Raw genomic sequence first — 18,288 nt, 5'->3', positions numbered from 1 at the left:
CTCTGACAGTTGCGAAGCGGCTTTCGGCCGGATATGGCATGAAAACCTTGGGAGGGGCCATGTCCATATTCATCGTTCTCATGCTGTTTGCAACCGGCTTTCTGTCAGGTGTCGTCAATGCGATTGCCGGCGGCGGCACATTCCTGACCTTCGGTGCGATGACGCTGGCCGGCCTGCCGCCGATTGTCGCAAACGCCACGTCGGCGATCGTGCAGTTTCCGGGCTACGTCACGTCCGTCATCGCCTATGGGCCGGAGATACGCGCCCATTGGCGCGAGGCGATCCTTCTGTCGGCTGTTTCTGTCGTCGGTGGGCTGGGTGGATCGCTCCTGCTTCTGTCGCTCGACAACCCCTCCTTTCGTCAGCTGGTTCCATGGCTGCTTCTCGCCGCCACCGCCGTTTTTGCCGCCGGCCCTTGGCTCAGGCCGAAGGCAAGCACCGAGCGCTCTCCCGGCAATCTGCCGAGCCTCGTCTTCCAGGGGCTTGCCTCCATCTATGGCGGCTTTTTCGGCGCAGGAATGGGCATCATGATGCTTGCCATCCTCGGAATAACCTCGGGCGGGAGCTATCATCATCTCAACGCTTTGAAGAACCTGCTGTCGGTGGTGATTGCGGTCATCGCGATTACGATCTTCGTCAGCGGCGGTGTTGTCTCCTGGTGGGCGGCGCTCATCATGTTTCCCGCGGCAGCGCTTGGCGGCTATGCGGGCGTGCACACGGCGCGGCGGGTGCCGCAGTGGGTCATTCGCTGGCTGGTGATTGCGGTCGGGCTGGTGCTGACGGCTTATTATTTCGTCTCGACCTGAGGCTTCTCAAGAAGGTCGGGCCGCCTTTCCTTCGTCAGCTTCAGCGCCTGTTCATGACGCCATTTGTCGATGACGGCGTGATTGCCGGAGGTGAGAACGGCGGGGATATCGCGGCCTTCCCAGACCTGCGGGCGGGTATAATGAGGATGTTCCAGCAGCCCGCCCTCGAAGCTTTCATGCACGCCGGAAAGGTCATTGCCCATGACGCCCGGCAGGATGCGGACGACGGCGTCCAGCAGCGTCAGCGCCGCCGGCTCACCGCCGGAGAGGATGTAATCGCCGATCGACACCTCCTCCAGCGCGCGCGCCTCGATCACCCGCTGGTCGACGCCTTCAAAACGGCCGCAGACGATGATTGCGCCGTCACCCGCCGCAAGTTCGCGCACACGGTTCTGGGACAAAGGCTTGCCGCGCGGGCTCATCAGCAGGCGCGGGCGCGTGTCACCATTGGAAACGTGGTCGATGGCCGCGGCCAGGACATCGGGTTTCAGCACCATGCCAGCGCCGCCGCCTGCGGGCGTGTCATCGACGCTTCTGTGCCTGTCGGTGGCGAATTCGCGGATCTGCACGGCGTCCAGCGACCATTGTCCCCGCTCCAGCGCCTTGCCGGCCAGCGAATATCCGAGATGTCCCGGAAACATTTCCGGGTAAAGCGTCAGCACGGTAGCCTTGAAGGTCATCGGTTACTTCTTGCCGAACGGCGGTACGCCGGTTTCGTCCTTGTCGTCGGGATTATCGATCAGGCCGGCGGCCATCGGATCGATAAGAATGCGTCCGGCTTCGAGGTCGATCTCCAGCACCGCCGCCTCTGAAAAGGGAATGAGGGCCGGGCGACGGCCCGCACCCTTCAGCTCCAGCAGATCTCCCGCGCCGAAATCATAGACCGCACTGACGGCGCCATAACTCTTGCCTTCGGCATCAACTGCCTCCAGCCCTTCGAGATCGGCATAATAGAATTCGTCGTCATCAAGCTCGTCGTCGGGCAGATTGTCGCGTTCGATGAAGAGTTCGAGCCCATTCAGGCTTTCGGCTGCATTGCGGTCGTTGACGCCCCTGAAGCGCACAACGACAACGTTCTTGCCCTCGCGAATTTCCAGAATTTCAAAAATGCGGCCGTCGGCGCTGACCAGATTGCCGTAATCGCCGAGCGCCAGCGGGTCATCAGTATATGTGCTGACACGGACTTCGCCACGCAGACCCTGCGCGCCACCGATTTTTGCCATGAGTATCGGGTTTTCCAGCTTTGCCATCGGGCCGTCCGTCTTCTGGTATTGGTTGCGTCAGCTTTAAGGTCTGTTGACGCCAAAATAAACAAAAAACGGGCGGCGTGGAAATCCACGCCACCCGTTCCTCAAAAGTTTCCGTGCAGATTATTCTGCAGCAGAGGCTTCCGCAGCGGCAGCGGCTGCATCTTCAGCCTTCTGCTTCTTTTCAGCAACGCGTTCCAGAGCGCGCTTGCCCGGCTTTGCCTTTTCCGGGTTGCTGCGAGCGGCGCGCTCGGCAAGGCCGGCTTCTGCGAGGAAGCGCAGAACGCGGTCGGTCGGCTGTGCGCCCTTGGCGATCCATTCCTTGATGAGGTCAGCCTTCAGCTCAACGCGCTGCGGGTTGTCCTTGGCAAGCATCGGGTTCCAGGAACCGACCTTCTCGAGGAAGCGGCCGTCGCGAGGCGAACGGGCGTCAGCAACAACGATCTGGTAATACGGGCGCTTCTTGGAACCACCGCGTGCGAGACGAATTTTGAGTGCCATGTCATTTACTCCTTAGGATGGCTTGTCCGCCTTTCAGGCGGTCTTTTCTGTGCCGCCATGTTCGGCGGCGATTGCTTCATGATGCCGGATGACTTCCTTGATGATGAAGTTCAGGAACTTCTCGGCGAAATCCGGGTCCAGATTGGCGTCCTTTGCCAGGTGGCGAAGGCGTTCGATCTGGTATTCCTCGCGCGCCGGGTCTGCCGGCGGCAAATTGTACTTTGCCTTCAGCACGCCCACCGCCTTGGTACAGCGGAAACGTTCGGCAAGAATGTGAACCAGTGCGGCATCGATGTTGTCGATCGACTGGCGGTATTCGGAAAGCTGGGCTTTCACCTCTGTATTGTTCATTGGCGTCCCCCTCACTTCTTTTTCGGAAAGCCGGGAAGGCCCGGCATGCCGCCAAGACCCGGCAGCTTTGTGCCTCCGAGGCCCGGCAATCCGCCCGGCAGACCGCCAAGGCCGGGCATTCCACCCGGCTTGCCGAGGCCGGCGGCTTCCGCCTGCTTCTGGAGCGCTTCAAGCTGCTTCGGATCGATGTTGGACAAATCAGGCATGCCGCCGCCCATCATGCCACCGAGGCCCATCTTGCCGGCAAGGCCGCCCATCATCTGCTTCATGATGCCGCCTTTGCCCTTGCCGCCCATGGCTTTCATCATGTCGGCCATGCCGCGATGCATCTTCAAGAGCTTGTTGATTTCGGCAGCATCGGTGCCGGAACCGGCGGCGATGCGCTTCTTGCGGCTGTGTTTCAGAATATCCGGATTGGCGCGCTCCGCCTTGGTCATGGAGGAGATGATGGCAATCTGGCGGTCGAACATCTTGTCGTTCATGCCGGCGGAAGCCATCTTGTCCTTCATGCCGGCCATGCCGGGCATCAGCCCCATGATGCCGCCCATGCCGCCCATCTTTTTCATCTGGGCAAGCTGGTCAGCGAGATCGTTGAGGTCGAACTTGCCCTTGGCCATCTTCTCGGCCATGGCGCGGGCTTTTTCCGCATCGATGTTTTCGGCGGCCTTTTCGACCAGCGACACGATGTCGCCCATGCCGAGAATACGATCGGCGATACGGCGCGGGTGGAACTCGTCGAGTTCGTTCATGCGCTCGCCGATACCGATCAGCTTGATCGGCTTGCCGGTGACGGCGCGCATGGATAGGGCCGCACCGCCGCGGCCGTCACCGTCCATGCGGGTGAGAACAAGGCCGGTGATACCGACACGCTCATCGAAATTTCGCGCCAGATTGACGGCGTCCTGACCGGTCAGCGAATCCGCCACCAGCAGGATTTCATGCGGGTTGGACTTCTTCTTGATGTCGGCCATTTCCAGCATCAAGGGTTCGTCGATGTGTGTGCGGCCGGCGGTATCGAGAATGACGACGTCATGCCCGCCGAGCTTTGCGGCCTGCACGGCACGTGCGGCAATATCCGTCGGCGACTGGCCGGCAATGATCGGCAGGGTGTCGACGCCGGTCTGGACGCCGAGCTGGCGAAGCTGCTCCTGTGCGGCCGGACGACGCGTGTCGAGAGATGCCATCAGCACCTTCTTCTTGTCGCGGTCGGTCAGGCGCTTGGCGATCTTGCCGGTGGTTGTGGTTTTACCCGAGCCCTGCAGACCTACCATCATGATGACGACGGGGGCGGCCGCATGAAGGTCGATCGAGACGCCTTCGGTGCCGAGCATTTCGACAAGCTCGTCATGAACGATCTTGACGACCATCTGGCCGGGCTTGATGGATTTCAGAACGGCCGCGCCGACGGCCTTTTCACGCACTCTGTCGGTGAAGGAACGCACGACTTCCAAGGCCACATCCGCTTCCAGCAGCGCACGGCGAACCTCGCGCAGGGCGGCGGCAACATCGGCTTCCGTCAGCGCGCCACGGCCGGTCAGTCCATTCAGAATGGAACCAAGGCGGTCCTGGAGGTTTTCAAACATCGTTTCTTCCTTCTTCGTTCCGGGTTTCCGAAACGTCGGTGCTTTCGCTGGCAAAAACAAGACGCAAAGCCAAAAAGCACCCGAGGGCGCATCGCGCTGTCGGGTGTTGACCTCCGGGATCTCTTTATACCTTTTCGGGTCCCGGTCGGCGGCTTGGAGTCGTGAAACTGCCAGCTGATGGGCGGGATAAACAGGAAAGTGCCGGAAAAGTCAAGGCAGCGTTGGTTTCCGCCCGACAAAGCCTGCATTTCATCTTTGCGTGATCAGTCGTCGGCCGTCAGAGGCGGCGCTTGAACGGCGCCATTCTGCTCCCTATACATTTGTCATGAACCGTCGAAAATTTTTCCGTTTTTCCGCTGTTGGCCTGCTCGCTCTCGCGGGCGGCGGCCTTTATGCCCGTCGTTCAAGCGCCAGCGCCTATTATAGCGGCCCCATCTCCGATCATTTCGACGGGATACGCTTTTTCAATCCCGGTGGTACGCCGCCCAGCAACTTCATGGGTCTGCTGAAATGGCGCTTCAACGGTGAACGCGCCAAGTGGCCGGAAAGCTATGCGAGCCCGTTTCCGTTTGCGAAACCGGACAGCCGGGTCGAGGGTAAAGACATGCGTGTCACCTTCATCGGCCATGCTTCCTTTCTTATCCAGACAGCGGGCCTGAATATTCTCGTCGATCCCGTGTGGTCTGAGCGCACCAGCCCCTTCAGCTTCGCCGGGCCCAAGCGCGTCAACCCGCCCGGTATCCGTTTTGAGGATCTGCCGCCCATCGATCTGGTGCTGGTAACGCATAATCACTACGATCATCTGGATCTGGAGACGCTGAAGCGCCTGCATGTGGCGCACAAGCCGCTTTTCATCACGCCGCTCGGCAATGATGCCATCATCCGTACCGGCGTTCAGGCGGCGCGCATCGAGGTGGGCGACTGGGGTGATGTGATTGATGCCGGTGCGGTGAAAATTCACTTCGAGCCGTGCCATCATTGGTCGGCGCGTGGTCTGAACGACCGGCGCATGGCACTCTGGGCGGCGTTCGTCATCGAAACGCCGGGTGGGAAAATCTACCATATTGGCGATACCGGCTTTCACGAGGGCCTCAACTATCACGCCGCGCGCAAGAAGCATGGTGAGTTCCGCCTCGCCAACCTGCCCTTCGGCGCCTATGAGCCGCGCTGGTTCATGAAGGGCCAGCACCAGAACCCGGCGGAAGCCGTGGAAGGCATGAAGCTTTGCGGTGCGGCGCATGTCTGCGGCCACCATTGGGGTACGGTACAGCTGACCGATGAGGCGGTGGATGCGCCGCTTGTGGCCCTCAAGGCAGCGCTGACCGAACACGGGGTGGAGAAGAGCCGTTTCCGGCCGATGCGCCCCGGAGAGGTTTTCGACGTGCCTTCCGCCTGACAGCCGCCCCGTTTGCGACGCAACAGTCTGGTAATTTGCCGGTGTTTCCGCCATATAGGGCGAAAGCACGGGAAAATCCCGTATGAAAAGCGGTTTTCAGGTTTAAAGCGATGGCGAACACGGTCGAATTTGCGAAGATGAACGGGCTTGGCAACAAGATCCTGGTTGTCGATATGCGCGGCCGAAAGGATATGGTCACGCCAGAGGCAGCAATTGCCCTCAATGCCGATCCTGCCACCCAGTTCGACCAGATCATGGCCATCCACGATCCGCGTATCGCAGGAACGGATGCCTATATTGACATCCTCAACTGCGATGGCACCAAGGCGCAGGCCTGCGGCAACGGCACGCGTTGCGTGGTGCAGGCGCTGTCGTCCGAAACCGGCAAGACTAGCTTCACCTTCCAGACGGTCGCCGGTATCCTGAATGCCGTCGAGCATGAAGACGGCATGATATCGGTCGATATGGGGCTCCCGCGTTTCCGCTGGAGCGACATTCCGCTTTCGGAAGAATTCCACGATACCAGCCGCATCGAGTTGCAGATCGGGCCGATCGACGCGCCGATCCTGCATTCGCCTGCCGTCATGTCGATGGGCAACCCGCACGCCATATTCTGGGTTGATCGTGACCCGATGGAGTTCGATCTCGAACGTTTCGGGCCGCTTCTCGAAAACCATCCGATGTTTCCGGAAAAGGCCAATATCACGCTGGCGCAGGTGATTTCAGAGAGCGCGCTTCGCACCCGCACCTGGGAGCGCGGCGCCGGGCTGACGCTTGCCTGCGGTTCCGCCGCCTGCGCTTCAGCTGTTTCCGCTGCCCGCACCGGCCGCACCGGCCGAACGGTCACCATCGATGTCGCCTCAAGCCCCATCCGCGTGCCGCTGACCATTGACTGGCGTGATGATAATCACGTCATCATGACCGGCCCGGCCGAATGGGAATGGTCAGGTTCTGTCGATCCCATTACCGGCTTGTGGGCGCGGGATGCTGTCGAGCGGGGGGCTGTATGAGCGGGGTCGAGGTCATAACCTTCGGCTGTCGTCTCAACACCTATGAATCGGAAGTGATGCGGGCGGAGGCCGAAAAGGCCGGGCTTAACAATGCCGTGCTGGTCAATACCTGCGCGGTGACCGGGGAAGCGGTGCGACAGGCTCGTCAGGCGATCCGCCGCGCCCGGCGCGACAACCCACATGCGCGCATCATCGTGACGGGCTGTGCCGCCCAGACCGAGAAGCAGACCTTTGCCGACATGCCAGAGGTGGATGCGGTGCTGGGCAATGAGGAAAAGCTGAAAAGCGCCTCCTATCGCGCGCTGCCGGATTTTGGCGTTTCGGCGGAAGAAAAACTGCGTGTCAACGATATCATGAGCATCAAGGCGACTGCGCCGCAGATGGTCAAGCACATAGACGGGCATGTGCGCGCCTTCATTCAGGTGCAGAACGGCTGCGATCATCGCTGCACCTTCTGCATCATACCTTATGGCCGTGGCAATTCGCGCTCCGTGCCGATGGGTGCGGTGGTGGATCAGGCCCGCAGGCTGACGGAGAGCGGTTATTGCGAGATCGTACTGACCGGCGTGGATGCGACCAGTTACGGCGCCGATCTGCCGGGTGAGCCTTCTCTTGGTTATCTTGCCAAGACATTGCTGAAGCAGGTGCCCGACATTCTGCGCCTGCGCCTTTCTTCCATCGACAGTATCGAGGCCGACCACCATCTGATGGATCTGATTGCCGGTGATCCGCGTTTCATGCCGCATCTGCACCTGTCACTCCAGCATGGCGACGACATGATTTTGAAACGCATGAAACGCCGCCATTCACGTGCCGATGCTATCCGCTTCTGTCAGGAGGTGCGGGCCCTCAGGCCAGATATCGCTTTCGGCGCGGATATGATCGCCGGGTTCCCGACTGAGACAGAAGAGATGTTCGAGAACGCCGCGACGCTTGCGGAAGAATGCGGCATTTCCAGCCTGCATGTCTTTCCCTACAGCCCGCGTGCCGGCACGCCGGCCGCACGCATGCCGCAGCTGGACCGCGCGCTTGTGAAGGAGCGGGCAGCGAGGCTTCGCGTGCGGGGTGAAGTGCTCAGGATGGCGCATCTGCAAGGTATGGTCAGTTCGGCGCAGACGATCCTCGTCGAAAACAACGGTTTTGCCCATACGGACAATTTCACGCTGGTGGCGGCGCCCGATCTTGCCCCGCGCACTCTTGCGCGGGTTGCGATTACCGGCCACAACGGCAAACATCTGAATATGAGGCTTCTAGCCGCAGATGCGGCCTGAGACAGCGCAAGAAAAGAGACACGGGAACAACCATGGCCCTCGGCTTCATCAAAAAAGTCTTTTCGTTCGGCAAGGACAAGGCCGAAACGGAAGAGCGGCCACAAGAGAATGCTGCGCTTGAGCGCGGCAATGAAAACGCCTCTTTCGAAGCGGCGCTGAGCGACGCCGAAGCGCATGATGCTGTCGACAGGGACCCTGTTTCCGAACTGGAGATGGAGACGGCCGGCGGCCCGGCCCCCGACGAGGCGGAAGATCTAGCCTCCTCCGGCGAGAATGAAGACGAGGACGCGCCGCTTCTTCCCGGTGCCGAGCTTTCCGGCGATATGGGCCTGGTGCCATTGTCGTTGCTACAGGCGGAAGCGGCTGCCGAGGAGCAGGTCGAGCCGACTCCGGAGGCTGCCGACGTCGTGCTTGATGCCGATGCGATGGATGCGCTGCTTGACGAGGCGGAAGCCGCGACCGCGCCTGAACCCATTGCGGTTCCACCAGCCCTGCCAAAGGGTTTTTCGTCCGCCAGCGAACGGCAGGAGCCTGCGCCTGCCGCACCTGAGGTGAAACTGACATGGTTTCAGCGCCTGCGGGCCGGGCTTGCCCGCACGTCTTCGCAGCTAACCACACAGATTTCGGCGCTTTTCACCAAACGTAAGCTGGATGAAGATACGCTCGACGAGCTGGAAGATCTTCTCATCCAGTCCGATCTCGGCGTCGAGACCGCCATGCGCATCACCGGCGCGTTGTCATCCGAACGCTACGGTAAGGATGTGAGCGGTGAAGATGTGGCGCGCATTATGGCTGGTGAAATCACCAAGGTGCTAAAGCCTGTTGCCAGACCTTTGGAACTGGATCTCTCGCACAAGCCGCATGTCATTCTCGTGGTCGGCGTCAACGGTACGGGCAAGACGACGACCATCGGCAAGCTCGCCGCCAAGCTTTCTGGCTCGGGCCTCAAGGTGATGCTGGCGGCCGGCGATACGTTCCGCGCGGCAGCGATTGAGCAGTTGAAGATATGGGCCGACCGCACCGGCTCGGACTTCATCGGCACCAAGCTTGGGGCAGATGCCTCGGGTCTCGCTTACGACGCCTATGAGCAGGCTCGGGCGCAGAAAAGCGATGTGCTCATCATCGATACGGCGGGCCGTTTGCAGAACAAGACGGAACTGATGGCGGAGCTGGAAAAGATCGTGCGCGTGCTCGGCAAGCTCGATCCGGATGCGCCGCACACCGTGTTGCAGACACTGGATGCGACAACGGGCCAGAACGCCATGAACCAGGTGGAAATATTCCGCAACGTTGCGGGCGTTTCTGGCCTGATTATGACAAAATTGGATGGCACGGCGCGGGGCGGTATCCTCGTCGCCATCGCTGCAAAACACAAGCTGCCGGTCTATTTCATCGGCGTGGGTGAAGGTGTTGACGATCTGGAGCCCTTCGAGGCGGAAGATTTCGCCAAGGCCATTGCGGGAGTTTGAGTATGGATATTGAAAGCAATTCCAAGGAAAGCGAAAAGATGGTGGCGGAAATCAGCCCGCTCCTGAAATTCGTGCTTGAGCTTGGCCCGCTCGTCGTTTTCTTTTTCGCGAATTCCCGCGGCGAATGGCTTGCCACCACTTTTCCGGTTCTGACAGAGTTCGGTGGCCCGATCTTCATCGCCACCGGCCTGTTCATGATCGCGACGGCAATTGCGCTCTCCGTTTCCTGGGTGCTGACGCGCAAGCTGCCGATCATGCCGCTGATTTCAGGCATCGTGGTCTTCGTGTTCGGCGCTCTGACGTTGTGGTTGCAGAACGACACTTTCATCAAGATGAAGCCGACCATCGTCAACACGCTGTTCGGCGTCATTCTGCTGGGCGGCCTGTTCTTCGGGCAGTCCCTACTCGGTTACGTCTTCAATTCCGCCTTCAAGCTGACGGATGAGGGCTGGCGCAAGCTGACGCTGCGCTGGGGCATCTTTTTCCTCTTTCTGGCGGTGCTGAACGAGGTTGTCTGGCGCATGTTCTCCACAGACACCTGGGTGGCCTTCAAGGTCTGGGGCACCATGCCGATCACCATCATCTTCACCATGGCGCAGATGCCGCTTGTGATGCGCCATTCTGTCGAGCCGCTTGGCAAGGACGAAAAATGACAGTTGCGGAGATGCCGGCTTCCCGTTCGCGTTCGCTTAAATGGTTCGGCGTGGCCGCCGGGCTGCTTCTCCTGCAGATCATCATTCTCTACGCCATGGGCCGCATTCCGATTTGTGAATGCGGTTATGTGAAGCTGTTCGAGCCTGGCGTGAATACACCGGGCAACTCCCAGCACATCGCTGACTGGTACACCCCGTCACATATCATCCACGGCTTCCTGTTCTACTGGTTTGCGTGGCTGCTGTTCCGCAACAAGCCGCTTTCCATGCGGCTTTCCCTTGCGGTGCTGGTAGAGGCTGCGTGGGAAATTCTTGAAAACTCGCCCATCATCATCGATCGCTACCGAACCGCGACGATGGCGCTGGGGTACACGGGCGACAGTATCCTGAACTCGGCGATGGACACGGTTTTCATGGCGCTGGGTTTCTTCTTCGCCGGCCGTGCGCCGGTGTGGCTAACCGTGGTGGCCGCCATCTTCTTCGAGATATTCACCGGCTGGCTGATCCGCGACAACCTGACGCTCAACGTCGTCATGCTTGTCTGGCCTGTTGAAGCCATAAAGGAATGGCAGAACGCGCTCCCGCAAATGTGAACGGTGTTCGTCGACATTGCAGTCCGAACGGCCCTGGAATCGCGCGATATATGCAGGCTTTCTTAAGGGCATTGCGGTAACATCCGGGTTCAAAGGCTCGTCTCTCCCTCCGGCAGAACCCATTGCAAGACAATTTCGCCTATCTTCTTCCCTTTATCATGCTGACATTCGGCGTGGTGTTTCTGTTCCTGCAGAGGACCGGGCAGGCTTCCGCCCGCTACTGGGGTATCGGATATCTTTCAGCGGCCTTTGCTTTTGCAACACCGCTGGTGCTTGGCGGGCTGCCTTTTGAAGTTCAGGCGATCCTTTCGAATCTGTTGTTCTTTTCCGCCTTCTTCCTCTATGGCCACGCGTTGCTCACCCATTTCGTGCGGCCGGTCTATACCAAGGCGCGGCTGTCGATCGTCGTGGTTGCGGTGTTGCTGGTCTCTTTCCATGTTTTCATCACGCCCGATCTGAAACGCGAACTCGTCATCGGCGATCTCGTTTGCGCCCTTTTGCTCGCGATCCCGGTCTGGCTCGTGCGAAAGCGCCCGGCTGCGCTTGCCGACAGGCTGATGGTGGGGATCGCCTGTCTTGTGGTGGTGGAGACGCTGGTGCGCATCGGCTTGCTGCTGGTGATGACGCCGGGAGGCTCGATGATCGAGCTCAGCGAGTTCTTCGAGTCGGATTATGCTTTCTACATGCAGCTTGCTGCGAGTATTTTTGGCTTCCTGCTCGCGCTTTCGGTGCTCGCGAGCCAGATTTCCGTCACCGTGGACCGGCATCAGCACGCGGCGGAGCATGACCCCCTGACGGACGTGCTGAACCGCCGTGGCTTCGACCGGCGTGTGCCCGACTTTCGCAATGATACGCCTGATGGCGCGGTGATTGCCTGCGACATAGACCATTTCAAGCGTATCAATGATGTCTACGGCCATGCGGCGGGAGATATCGTCCTCATCGGCCTTTCCGATCTTCTCACAAAAAATGCACCCGAGGATGCGCTGGTAGCGCGTTTCGGCGGCGAGGAATTCGTGGTGTTCCTGCCCGGTCAGACGGCTGCTGCGGCCAGCCAGCTTGCCAATGGCATGCGGACAGGCCTGTCGTCACTGGATTGGCGCAACCGGGGTGTGACCAGTCAGATCACGGCGAGCTTCGGTGTTTCGGCGGTCGCGAGGGGCGATCATTCCATTCACGACGCCATCAAGCGTGCTGATGACAGTCTTTATGCCGCAAAACGCGGCGGTCGCGATCAGGTGGTGCTGGAAGGCATGCGTCTGCCGGCGGAAGGCCCGCCTCTGAGGGTCGTTAACAAGGCGTGATGCCTTACGAGCGGTTATTTCCCGGCTGCGGCCGCAATGGCCGGTCGCAGGTCGCGCTCGACGCTGCGGGCATCGAAGGGGCCGACCTTTTTGTAAAGGATCGTGCCGTCCGCGCCGACCAGATAACTTTCGGGAATGCCATACACACCCCAGTCAATCGCCGCCTTGCCGCTGGGATCTACCCCTATCGCGGCAAAGGGGTTGCCGAGCTCGCCGAGGAAGCGCAGGGCATTGTCCGGCTTGTCCTTGTAATTGATGCCGACGACAGTGATGCGGTCGTCTTTCGCCAGTTCCTGCAACAGCGGATGTTCCTGCCGGCAGGGAATGCACCAGGAAGCGAAGACATTGACCAGCGTCAGCTTGCCCTTGATGGCGGCATCCGTCAGTGCCGGCAGGTTCGAACCTTCCAGCGGCGGCAGCGACAGGGTCGGCGCCCTGGTACCGATCAGCGCTGACGGTATGGCGCTGACATCCAGTCCGTTGACATCCTGATCATATAGCATCTTGCCGGCAACGAGGGCAAAGCCGCCGAACAGCAGCAAGGGAAGAAGCGCCAGCGCGTAACGTGCGCGGCCAGACGACCTGGATTTTGATGTGTCATTCTGGTTAGTCTGCGTCATTTGCCGTCACCAGCGGAACCGGCTCTTGCCCTGCGGCGCACACCGGATGCTTCGAGTTCCTTCAGTTCCCGCTTGCGTGCCTGGCCGTCAACGACGACCCAGGCGATGAGACAGAGAACGACAAGGCCGGTCGTCGCATAGGACATGCCGATATAAAAGGCGTGTGTCATCCCTCAACCCTCCCGGTTCGCCATGCGAGCGGCAAGCCGGCGTTGCGCGGCCACGCGGCGGCGCCAGATTTCATTGCGCATGGCGGCGATATGCAGGGTGAAGAACAGCAACGTGAAACCGATCGCCATGGTCAGAAGCGGCCAGAGAAACTCCGCGTCGATGGCGGAGCCGCCCATCCGGATGACGCTTGCCGGCTGATGCAGCGTATTCCACCACTCGACCGAAAACTTGATGATCGGAATATTCACGAACCCGACGAGGATCAGCACCGCGCTGACGCGGGCGGCTCTGGATGGATCGTCCATGGCGCGGTTGAGTGCGATGAGCCCGAGATACATCAGGAAAAGCACGAAAACGGAAGTCAACCGCGCATCCCACACCCACCAGGTTCCCCACATAGGCTTGCCCCAGAGCGAACCGGTGATAAGTGCGATCAGCGTGAAGGCCGCGCCAATGGGGGCTGCGGCCTTATGGCTGACATCGGCTATCGGATGACGCCAGACGAGGGTGCCGATGGCGGATATTGCCATGACCGAATAACACATCATGGCTAGCCAGGCGGAGGGCACGTGCACATACATGATGCGCACCGTGTAACCCTGCTGGTAATCTCCTTCCGAGGTGAAGGACATGTAGAGGCCGGCCGCCAGCACCAGCGCGGTCAAACCGGCGAGCCATGGCAGGATGCGTGCCGCCAGCGCCAGAAACCGCGTGGGATTGGCGAGATCGCTGAACTTGGTGATGGAGAAAGTCTGCTCGTTCATGCCGTTTGTGTAACCCGAGAATGGCCGCCCCGCAATTGATCCCTGTCAACAGGGTATCGTGCGTTGCGGTTTCCTCAATCCATAACATTGCGCAGTGCCAAAGCGGCAAAGAAAGGGCCGGTCACGGCTGAAAATAACGTGATCGCGCAGAGAATGAGAAAGGGTGGCAGGAAAGGCGCCGGGTCCTGCACTGCCGCGTAGGAAGCGCTGACACCGAAGATCAGCACCGGAATGGCGAGCGGCAGGACGAGGATGGAGACCAGAAGGCCGCCGCGTGGCAGGGCAACGGCAACCGCCGCCCCTACCGCGCCGATGAAGGTGATGGCGGGAGAGCCGACGAGAAGGGTGAGCATCACCGCGCCGATTGCCACCTCGTCCATGTTCATGAACAGGCCGAGAAGGGGCGATGCCAGCACCAGGGGCAGGCCCGTTGATACCCAGTGCGCCAGGCATTTGACGAAGACGGTCAGCACCAGCGGCGTTTCCTGCATCAGGATGAGATCGAGGGAGCCGTCGTCGCGTTCGGCCTGGAACAACCGGTCGAGGCCGAGAAGGGCGGACAGAAGTGCGCCGATCCAGACAATGGCCGGGCCGATACGAGCAAGCAGGTTGAGATCGGGTCCAACGCCGAAAGGGATGACGGCAACCACTGTCATGAAGAACAGGACGCCGATCAGCGCGCCGCCGCCGGCGCGGATGGAGAGTTTGAGATCGCGGAGGAAGAGAGCGGTCATTGGCGTGGCCTCGGTGGGTGTAGTTTACCCCCCTCTGTCCTGCCGGACATCTCCCCCTCAAGGGGGGAGATCGACTCGCGGTTAGGTCTCGTCCAACTCAATGCTCGAGAATCGAGTGGCTGTAGCGCCTCTTGCCGACCTCCCCCCTTGAGGGGGAGATGTCCGGCAGGACAGAGGGGGGTAAGCCGCGTGCACATCGCCATCACGCCCAAGCCTCCACGCCCGCGAACCCGGTCATCTGCAACTCCTGCGCCTTTTCCAGCCCCAAAGGCTGATGGGTTGCCGCCAGCACGATACCGCCTTTTGCAAGATGGCCTTTCACAAGGTCGGTAAACATGTCGTCTGCCGCCCTGTCGAGCGCCGCAGTCGGTTCATCGAGAATCCACACCGGCCGCCATGCGACAAGGAGCTTTGCCATCGCGAAGCGGCGCTGTTGACCGGCGGACAGGTAACCGAAAGGCAGGTGGGTAATGCGGGCAAGGCCGACACTCTCGGCCGCTTCGTCAATCGCTACGCCCGCCGCGCCATGAAAGTCTCCAAGGAAATCCTTCCAGAAGCGCAGGTTCTCGGAAACTGTCAGTTCCGTCTTCATCGCATTGCGATGGCCGAGATAATGGCACGCTTCCGAAGGTCGCATCTCGGCTTCTATTCCTTCGCCGGCTATCTTCACTTGCCCCCGCTCGGGTCGCAACAGACCGGCCACCGTGCGCAGCAGCGTCGATTTTCCCGAGCCGTTACGCCCGGTCAGCACCAGCGCCTCACCGTCGCTTAACTTGAAGGAAATGTTCATGAATATGAAATCTTCGCCGCGTCGCACGCCAAGATTTTCCGCCGTCAGATGCATGCTGCGGTTCCGATTAAAATTTGCCGTTCGATCATAAAAAAATCGATTAGCGTCGTGGAATGGTCTGGCACGTTTGTCTGAAATTATCTATATGGGTGTCAACACGCCAGCGGCCGGCGTGAACATCATCTTGCGCCGGACTTGACGATTGCGAGGAGCAATTTTCACGTGCGGACAGCGGAAATGGTCGTACCCGCATCCTGATGTGCATGAGTGCATAGGTGTCCGCACGAACGTGTTGGCTATCAGTGTAAGCGGGGTTTTTATCCATGCCCAAATCACTCGACAGTTTCAAATGTCGTTCCGTTCTTACCGTCGATGGTAAGGACTATGTCTATTTCAGCCTGCCCAAGGCTGAAGCCAATGGCCTGAAGGGCGTTTCCAAGCTGCCCTATTCCATGAAGGTCCTGCTCGAAAACCTCCTGCGTTTCGAGGACGGCCAGTCCGTTACCAAGGAACACATTCTGGCGGTTTCCGAATGGCTCAACAACAAGGGCCTCACCGAAAACGAAATCGCCTACCGCCCCGCCCGCGTTCTCATGCAGGACTTTACCGGCGTTCCTGCCGTGGTCGATCTTGCTGCGATGCGTGATGGTATCAAAGCGCTGGGTGGCGATCCCGAAAAGATCAATCCGCTGGTTCCTGTCGATCTCGTCATCGACCACTCCGTTATCGTTGACGAATTCGGTACGCCGAACGCTTTTGCCCGCAACGTCGAACTTGAATATGAGCGCAATGGCGAGCGTTACCGCTTCCTCAAGTGGGGCCAGCAGGCATTCAAGAACTTCCGCGTTGTTCCCCCCGGCACGGGCATCTGTCACCAGGTCAACCTGGAATATCTCGGCCAGACCGTCTGGACCAAGGAAGAGGACGGCGAGACCATCGCTTATCCGGATACCTGCGTCGGCACGGATAGCCACACGACCATGATCAACGGCCTCGGCGTTCTCGGCTGGGGCGTCGGCGGTATCGAGGCTGAAGCGGCCATGCTTGGCCAGCCGGTTTCCATGCTTCTGCCTGAGGTCATCGGCTTCAAGCTGACTGGCAAGGTGAAGGAGGGCGTCACCGCGACTGACCTCGTTCTGACCGTCGTGCAGATGCTGCGCAAGAAGGGCGTCGTTTCCAAGTTCGTCGAATTCTTCGGCCCCGGCCTTGATTCAATGTCTTTGGCCGACCGGGCGACCATCGGCAATATGGGCCCGGAATATGGCGCGACCTGCGGCTTCTTCCCGGTTGACAGCGAAACCATCAATTACCTGACGATGTCCGGCCGTGCAAAGGATCGTATTGCCCTCGTGGAAGCCTACTCCAAGGCCCAGGACATGTGGCGCACCGGCGACGGTTCCGATCTTGTCTTTACCGACACGCTGGAACTTGACCTCGGCGACGTCGTACCGTCCATGGCCGGCCCGAAGCGTCCGGAAGGCCGCCTGCCGCTCGAAACAATCGCGCCCAATTTCGCGACGGCTCTCGAAAACGACTACAAGAAGCCCGGCCAGCTTTCGAGCCGCTACGCGGTTGAAGGCGAGGACTTCGATCTTGGTCACGGCGATGTGGCAATTGCCGCCATCACCTCCTGCACCAACACGTCCAACCCCTCCGTCCTCATCGCTGCCGGCCTTCTCGCCCGTAACGCTGTCGCCAAGGGGCTGACCTCCAAGCCATGGGTGAAGACGTCGCTTGCACCTGGATCACAGGTGGTTGCCGAATATCTCGACAAGTCGGGCCTTCAAAAGGATCTCGATGCGATCGGTTTCAACCTCGTTGGCTTCGGCTGCACGACCTGCATCGGCAACTCCGGCCCGCTGCCGGCGCCGATCTCCAAGACGATCAACGACAAGGGCCTGATTGCGGCCGGCGTTCTCTCCGGTAACCGCAACTTCGAAGGCCGTATCTCGCCTGACGTGCAGGCGAACTATCTGGCCTCTCCGCCCCTCGTCGTCGCTTACGCTCTTGCCGGTACGGTCCAGAAGGACCTGACCAAGGAGCCGATCGGCAATGATAAGGACGGCAACCCGGTCTATCTCAAGGATATCTGGCCGACCTCGAAGGAAATTCAGGAGTTCATCCTGAAATACGTTACGCGCGAGCTTTACGAGACGAAGTACGCCGACGTCTTCAAGGGTGATGCCAACTGGCAGGCCGTTCAGGTGCCGCCGGGTCAGACCTATGCCTGGGACGACAACTCGACCTATGTCCAGAACCCACCCTACTTCGTGGGCATGGGCAAGACGGGCTCGGGTCTCAAGAACATCAAGGGCGCGCGCGTTCTCGGTCTCTTCGGCGACAAGATCACCACCGACCATATTTCTCCGGCCGGTTCGATCAAGGCGGCATCGCCTGCCGGTGCTTATCTCACCGATCACGGTGTCGGCGTTGCCGACTTCAACCAGTACGGCACACGTCGTGGCAACCACGAAGTGATGATGCGCGGCACCTTCGCCAACATCCGCATCCGCAACCACATGCTCGGCCCGAACGGCAAGGAAGGTGGCTACACCATTCACTATCCGTCCAAGGAAGAGATGTCGATCTATGACGCGGCAATGAAGTACAAGGCTGAGGGCGTTCCGCTCGTCATCTTTGCAGGTGTCGAATATGGCAACGGCTCATCCCGTGACTGGGCGGCCAAGGGTACCAACCTGCTCGGCGTCAAGGCGGTCATCGCGCAGTCCTTTGAGCGTATTCACCGTTCGAACCTGGTCGGCATGGGCGTCGTCCCCTTCGTCTTTGAAGAGGGAACGTCCTGGGCGAGCCTCGACCTCAAAGGCGATGAAATCGTTGAGATCGACGGTCTCGAAGGCGAGATCAAGCCGCGTGAAAAGAAGATCGCCAAGATCACTTACAGCGACGGCACGGTGAAGGAAGTTCCGCTTCTTTGCCGTATCGATACGCTTGATGAAGTGATCTACATGAACAATGGCGGTATTCTGCAGACCGTTCTGCGCGATCTGGCTGCGTAAAGCTTCGA

General features: G+C 60.0%; 19 protein-coding genes. 9 read left to right on the top strand and 10 right to left on the bottom strand.

Annotated features, from left to right (window positions below):
• The first annotated feature begins 59 nt into the window (after positions 1–59).
• Positions 60–806 (top strand): sulfite exporter TauE/SafE family protein, encoded by a 747-nt coding sequence (locus tag ACZ47E_RS11585; RefSeq protein ID WP_006698271.1) that lies wholly within the window; start codon positions 60–62, stop codon positions 804–806.
• Here the strand turns inward: ACZ47E_RS11585 and trmD are convergent.
• From trmD to ffh, 5 genes are all read right to left on the bottom strand, one after another.
• A complete protein-coding gene (trmD, locus tag ACZ47E_RS11580; RefSeq protein WP_035207958.1) occupies positions 788–1,486 on the bottom strand; it encodes a tRNA (guanosine(37)-N1)-methyltransferase TrmD in 699 nt (232 codons plus the stop codon). The two genes, ACZ47E_RS11585 and trmD, sit on opposite strands and share 19 nt — an antisense overlap.
• Before the next feature lie 3 nt (positions 1,487–1,489).
• Positions 1,490–2,056 carry a ribosome maturation factor RimM gene (rimM, locus tag ACZ47E_RS11575; protein WP_077986991.1) on the bottom strand — a complete coding sequence of 189 codons (567 nt, stop codon included), beginning with the start codon at positions 2,054–2,056 and terminating at the stop codon, positions 1,490–1,492.
• A gap of 120 nt (positions 2,057–2,176) precedes the next feature.
• Positions 2,177–2,554 (bottom strand): 30S ribosomal protein S16, encoded by a 378-nt coding sequence (rpsP, locus tag ACZ47E_RS11570; RefSeq protein ID WP_004443943.1) that lies wholly within the window; start codon positions 2,552–2,554, stop codon positions 2,177–2,179.
• Positions 2,555–2,587: 33 nt separating this feature from the next.
• Positions 2,588–2,905 carry a chorismate mutase gene (locus tag ACZ47E_RS11565; protein WP_003505091.1) on the bottom strand — a complete coding sequence of 106 codons (318 nt, stop codon included), beginning with the start codon at positions 2,903–2,905 and terminating at the stop codon, positions 2,588–2,590.
• A gap of 11 nt (positions 2,906–2,916) precedes the next feature.
• Entirely contained in the window at positions 2,917–4,488 is a 1,572-nt protein-coding gene (gene ffh / locus ACZ47E_RS11560; protein ID WP_004443941.1) for a signal recognition particle protein, read from the bottom strand.
• A gap of 325 nt (positions 4,489–4,813) precedes the next feature.
• Here ffh and ACZ47E_RS11555 point away from each other — a divergent pair, with 325 nt between their 5' ends.
• The 7 genes from ACZ47E_RS11555 (at position 4,814) to ACZ47E_RS11525 (ending at position 12,184) form a co-directional block, all read left to right on the top strand.
• Positions 4,814–5,884, top strand: coding sequence for an MBL fold metallo-hydrolase (locus tag ACZ47E_RS11555; protein WP_278067066.1), 1,071 nt, complete (start codon positions 4,814–4,816; stop codon positions 5,882–5,884).
• A gap of 110 nt (positions 5,885–5,994) precedes the next feature.
• Entirely contained in the window at positions 5,995–6,894 is a 900-nt protein-coding gene (gene dapF, locus ACZ47E_RS11550) for a diaminopimelate epimerase (protein ID WP_464016852.1), read from the top strand.
• Positions 6,891–8,165 carry a tRNA (N(6)-L-threonylcarbamoyladenosine(37)-C(2))-methylthiotransferase MtaB gene (mtaB, locus tag ACZ47E_RS11545; RefSeq protein WP_278067064.1) on the top strand — a complete coding sequence of 425 codons (1,275 nt, stop codon included), beginning with the start codon at positions 6,891–6,893 and terminating at the stop codon, positions 8,163–8,165. The genes dapF and mtaB overlap by 4 nt, the downstream gene beginning before the upstream one ends.
• A gap of 32 nt (positions 8,166–8,197) precedes the next feature.
• Positions 8,198–9,634: a signal recognition particle-docking protein FtsY gene (ftsY, locus tag ACZ47E_RS11540; protein ID WP_278067063.1), complete on the top strand. Its 1,437-nt coding sequence runs from the start codon at positions 8,198–8,200 to the stop codon at positions 9,632–9,634.
• Between the two features lie 2 nt (positions 9,635–9,636).
• A complete protein-coding gene (locus ACZ47E_RS11535) occupies positions 9,637–10,287 on the top strand; it encodes a septation protein A (RefSeq protein ID WP_004443928.1) in 651 nt (216 codons plus the stop codon).
• Positions 10,284–10,880: a DUF2585 domain-containing protein gene (locus ACZ47E_RS11530; protein ID WP_035207953.1), complete on the top strand. Its 597-nt coding sequence runs from the start codon at positions 10,284–10,286 to the stop codon at positions 10,878–10,880. The genes ACZ47E_RS11535 and ACZ47E_RS11530 overlap by 4 nt, the downstream gene beginning before the upstream one ends.
• A 122-nt stretch (positions 10,881–11,002) precedes the next feature.
• Positions 11,003–12,184, top strand: coding sequence for a GGDEF domain-containing protein (locus ACZ47E_RS11525; protein WP_278067062.1), 1,182 nt, complete (start codon positions 11,003–11,005; stop codon positions 12,182–12,184).
• A 14-nt stretch (positions 12,185–12,198) separates the two neighbouring features.
• Here the strand turns inward: ACZ47E_RS11525 and ACZ47E_RS11520 are convergent, their stop codons facing one another.
• The 5 genes from ACZ47E_RS11520 to ccmA form a co-directional block, all read right to left on the bottom strand.
• Complete coding sequence (locus tag ACZ47E_RS11520; RefSeq protein WP_107340296.1) at positions 12,199–12,804, bottom strand: DsbE family thiol:disulfide interchange protein; 606 nt, start codon at positions 12,802–12,804, stop codon at positions 12,199–12,201.
• Positions 12,801–12,974 (bottom strand): heme exporter protein CcmD, encoded by a 174-nt coding sequence (ccmD, locus tag ACZ47E_RS11515; RefSeq protein WP_278067061.1) that lies wholly within the window; start codon positions 12,972–12,974, stop codon positions 12,801–12,803. Before ccmD ends, ACZ47E_RS11520 begins: the two co-directional genes overlap by 4 nt.
• A 3-nt stretch (positions 12,975–12,977) precedes the next feature.
• Positions 12,978–13,739 carry a heme ABC transporter permease gene (locus ACZ47E_RS11510; protein WP_278067060.1) on the bottom strand — a complete coding sequence of 254 codons (762 nt, stop codon included), beginning with the start codon at positions 13,737–13,739 and terminating at the stop codon, positions 12,978–12,980.
• Between the two features lie 74 nt (positions 13,740–13,813).
• A complete protein-coding gene (gene ccmB, locus ACZ47E_RS11505; RefSeq protein WP_004443913.1) occupies positions 13,814–14,473 on the bottom strand; it encodes a heme exporter protein CcmB in 660 nt (219 codons plus the stop codon).
• A 202-nt stretch (positions 14,474–14,675) separates the two neighbouring features.
• Positions 14,676–15,317, bottom strand: a complete 642-nt coding sequence (ccmA, locus tag ACZ47E_RS11500; RefSeq protein WP_278067059.1) for a heme ABC exporter ATP-binding protein CcmA — start codon at positions 15,315–15,317, stop codon at positions 14,676–14,678.
• Between the two features lie 269 nt (positions 15,318–15,586).
• On the opposite strand from ccmA, the gene acnA reads away from it, so the two are divergent.
• On the top strand, positions 15,587–18,280 hold the full coding sequence (acnA, locus tag ACZ47E_RS11495) for an aconitate hydratase AcnA (RefSeq protein WP_464016851.1): 2,694 nt from the start codon (positions 15,587–15,589) through the stop codon (positions 18,278–18,280).
• The last annotated feature ends 8 nt before the right edge of the window (positions 18,281–18,288 follow it).

The sequence above is a fragment of the Agrobacterium sp. 5Ca39 genome, from assembly GCF_055382365.1.
This window is presented reverse-complemented; position numbering and strand designations above follow the sequence as displayed.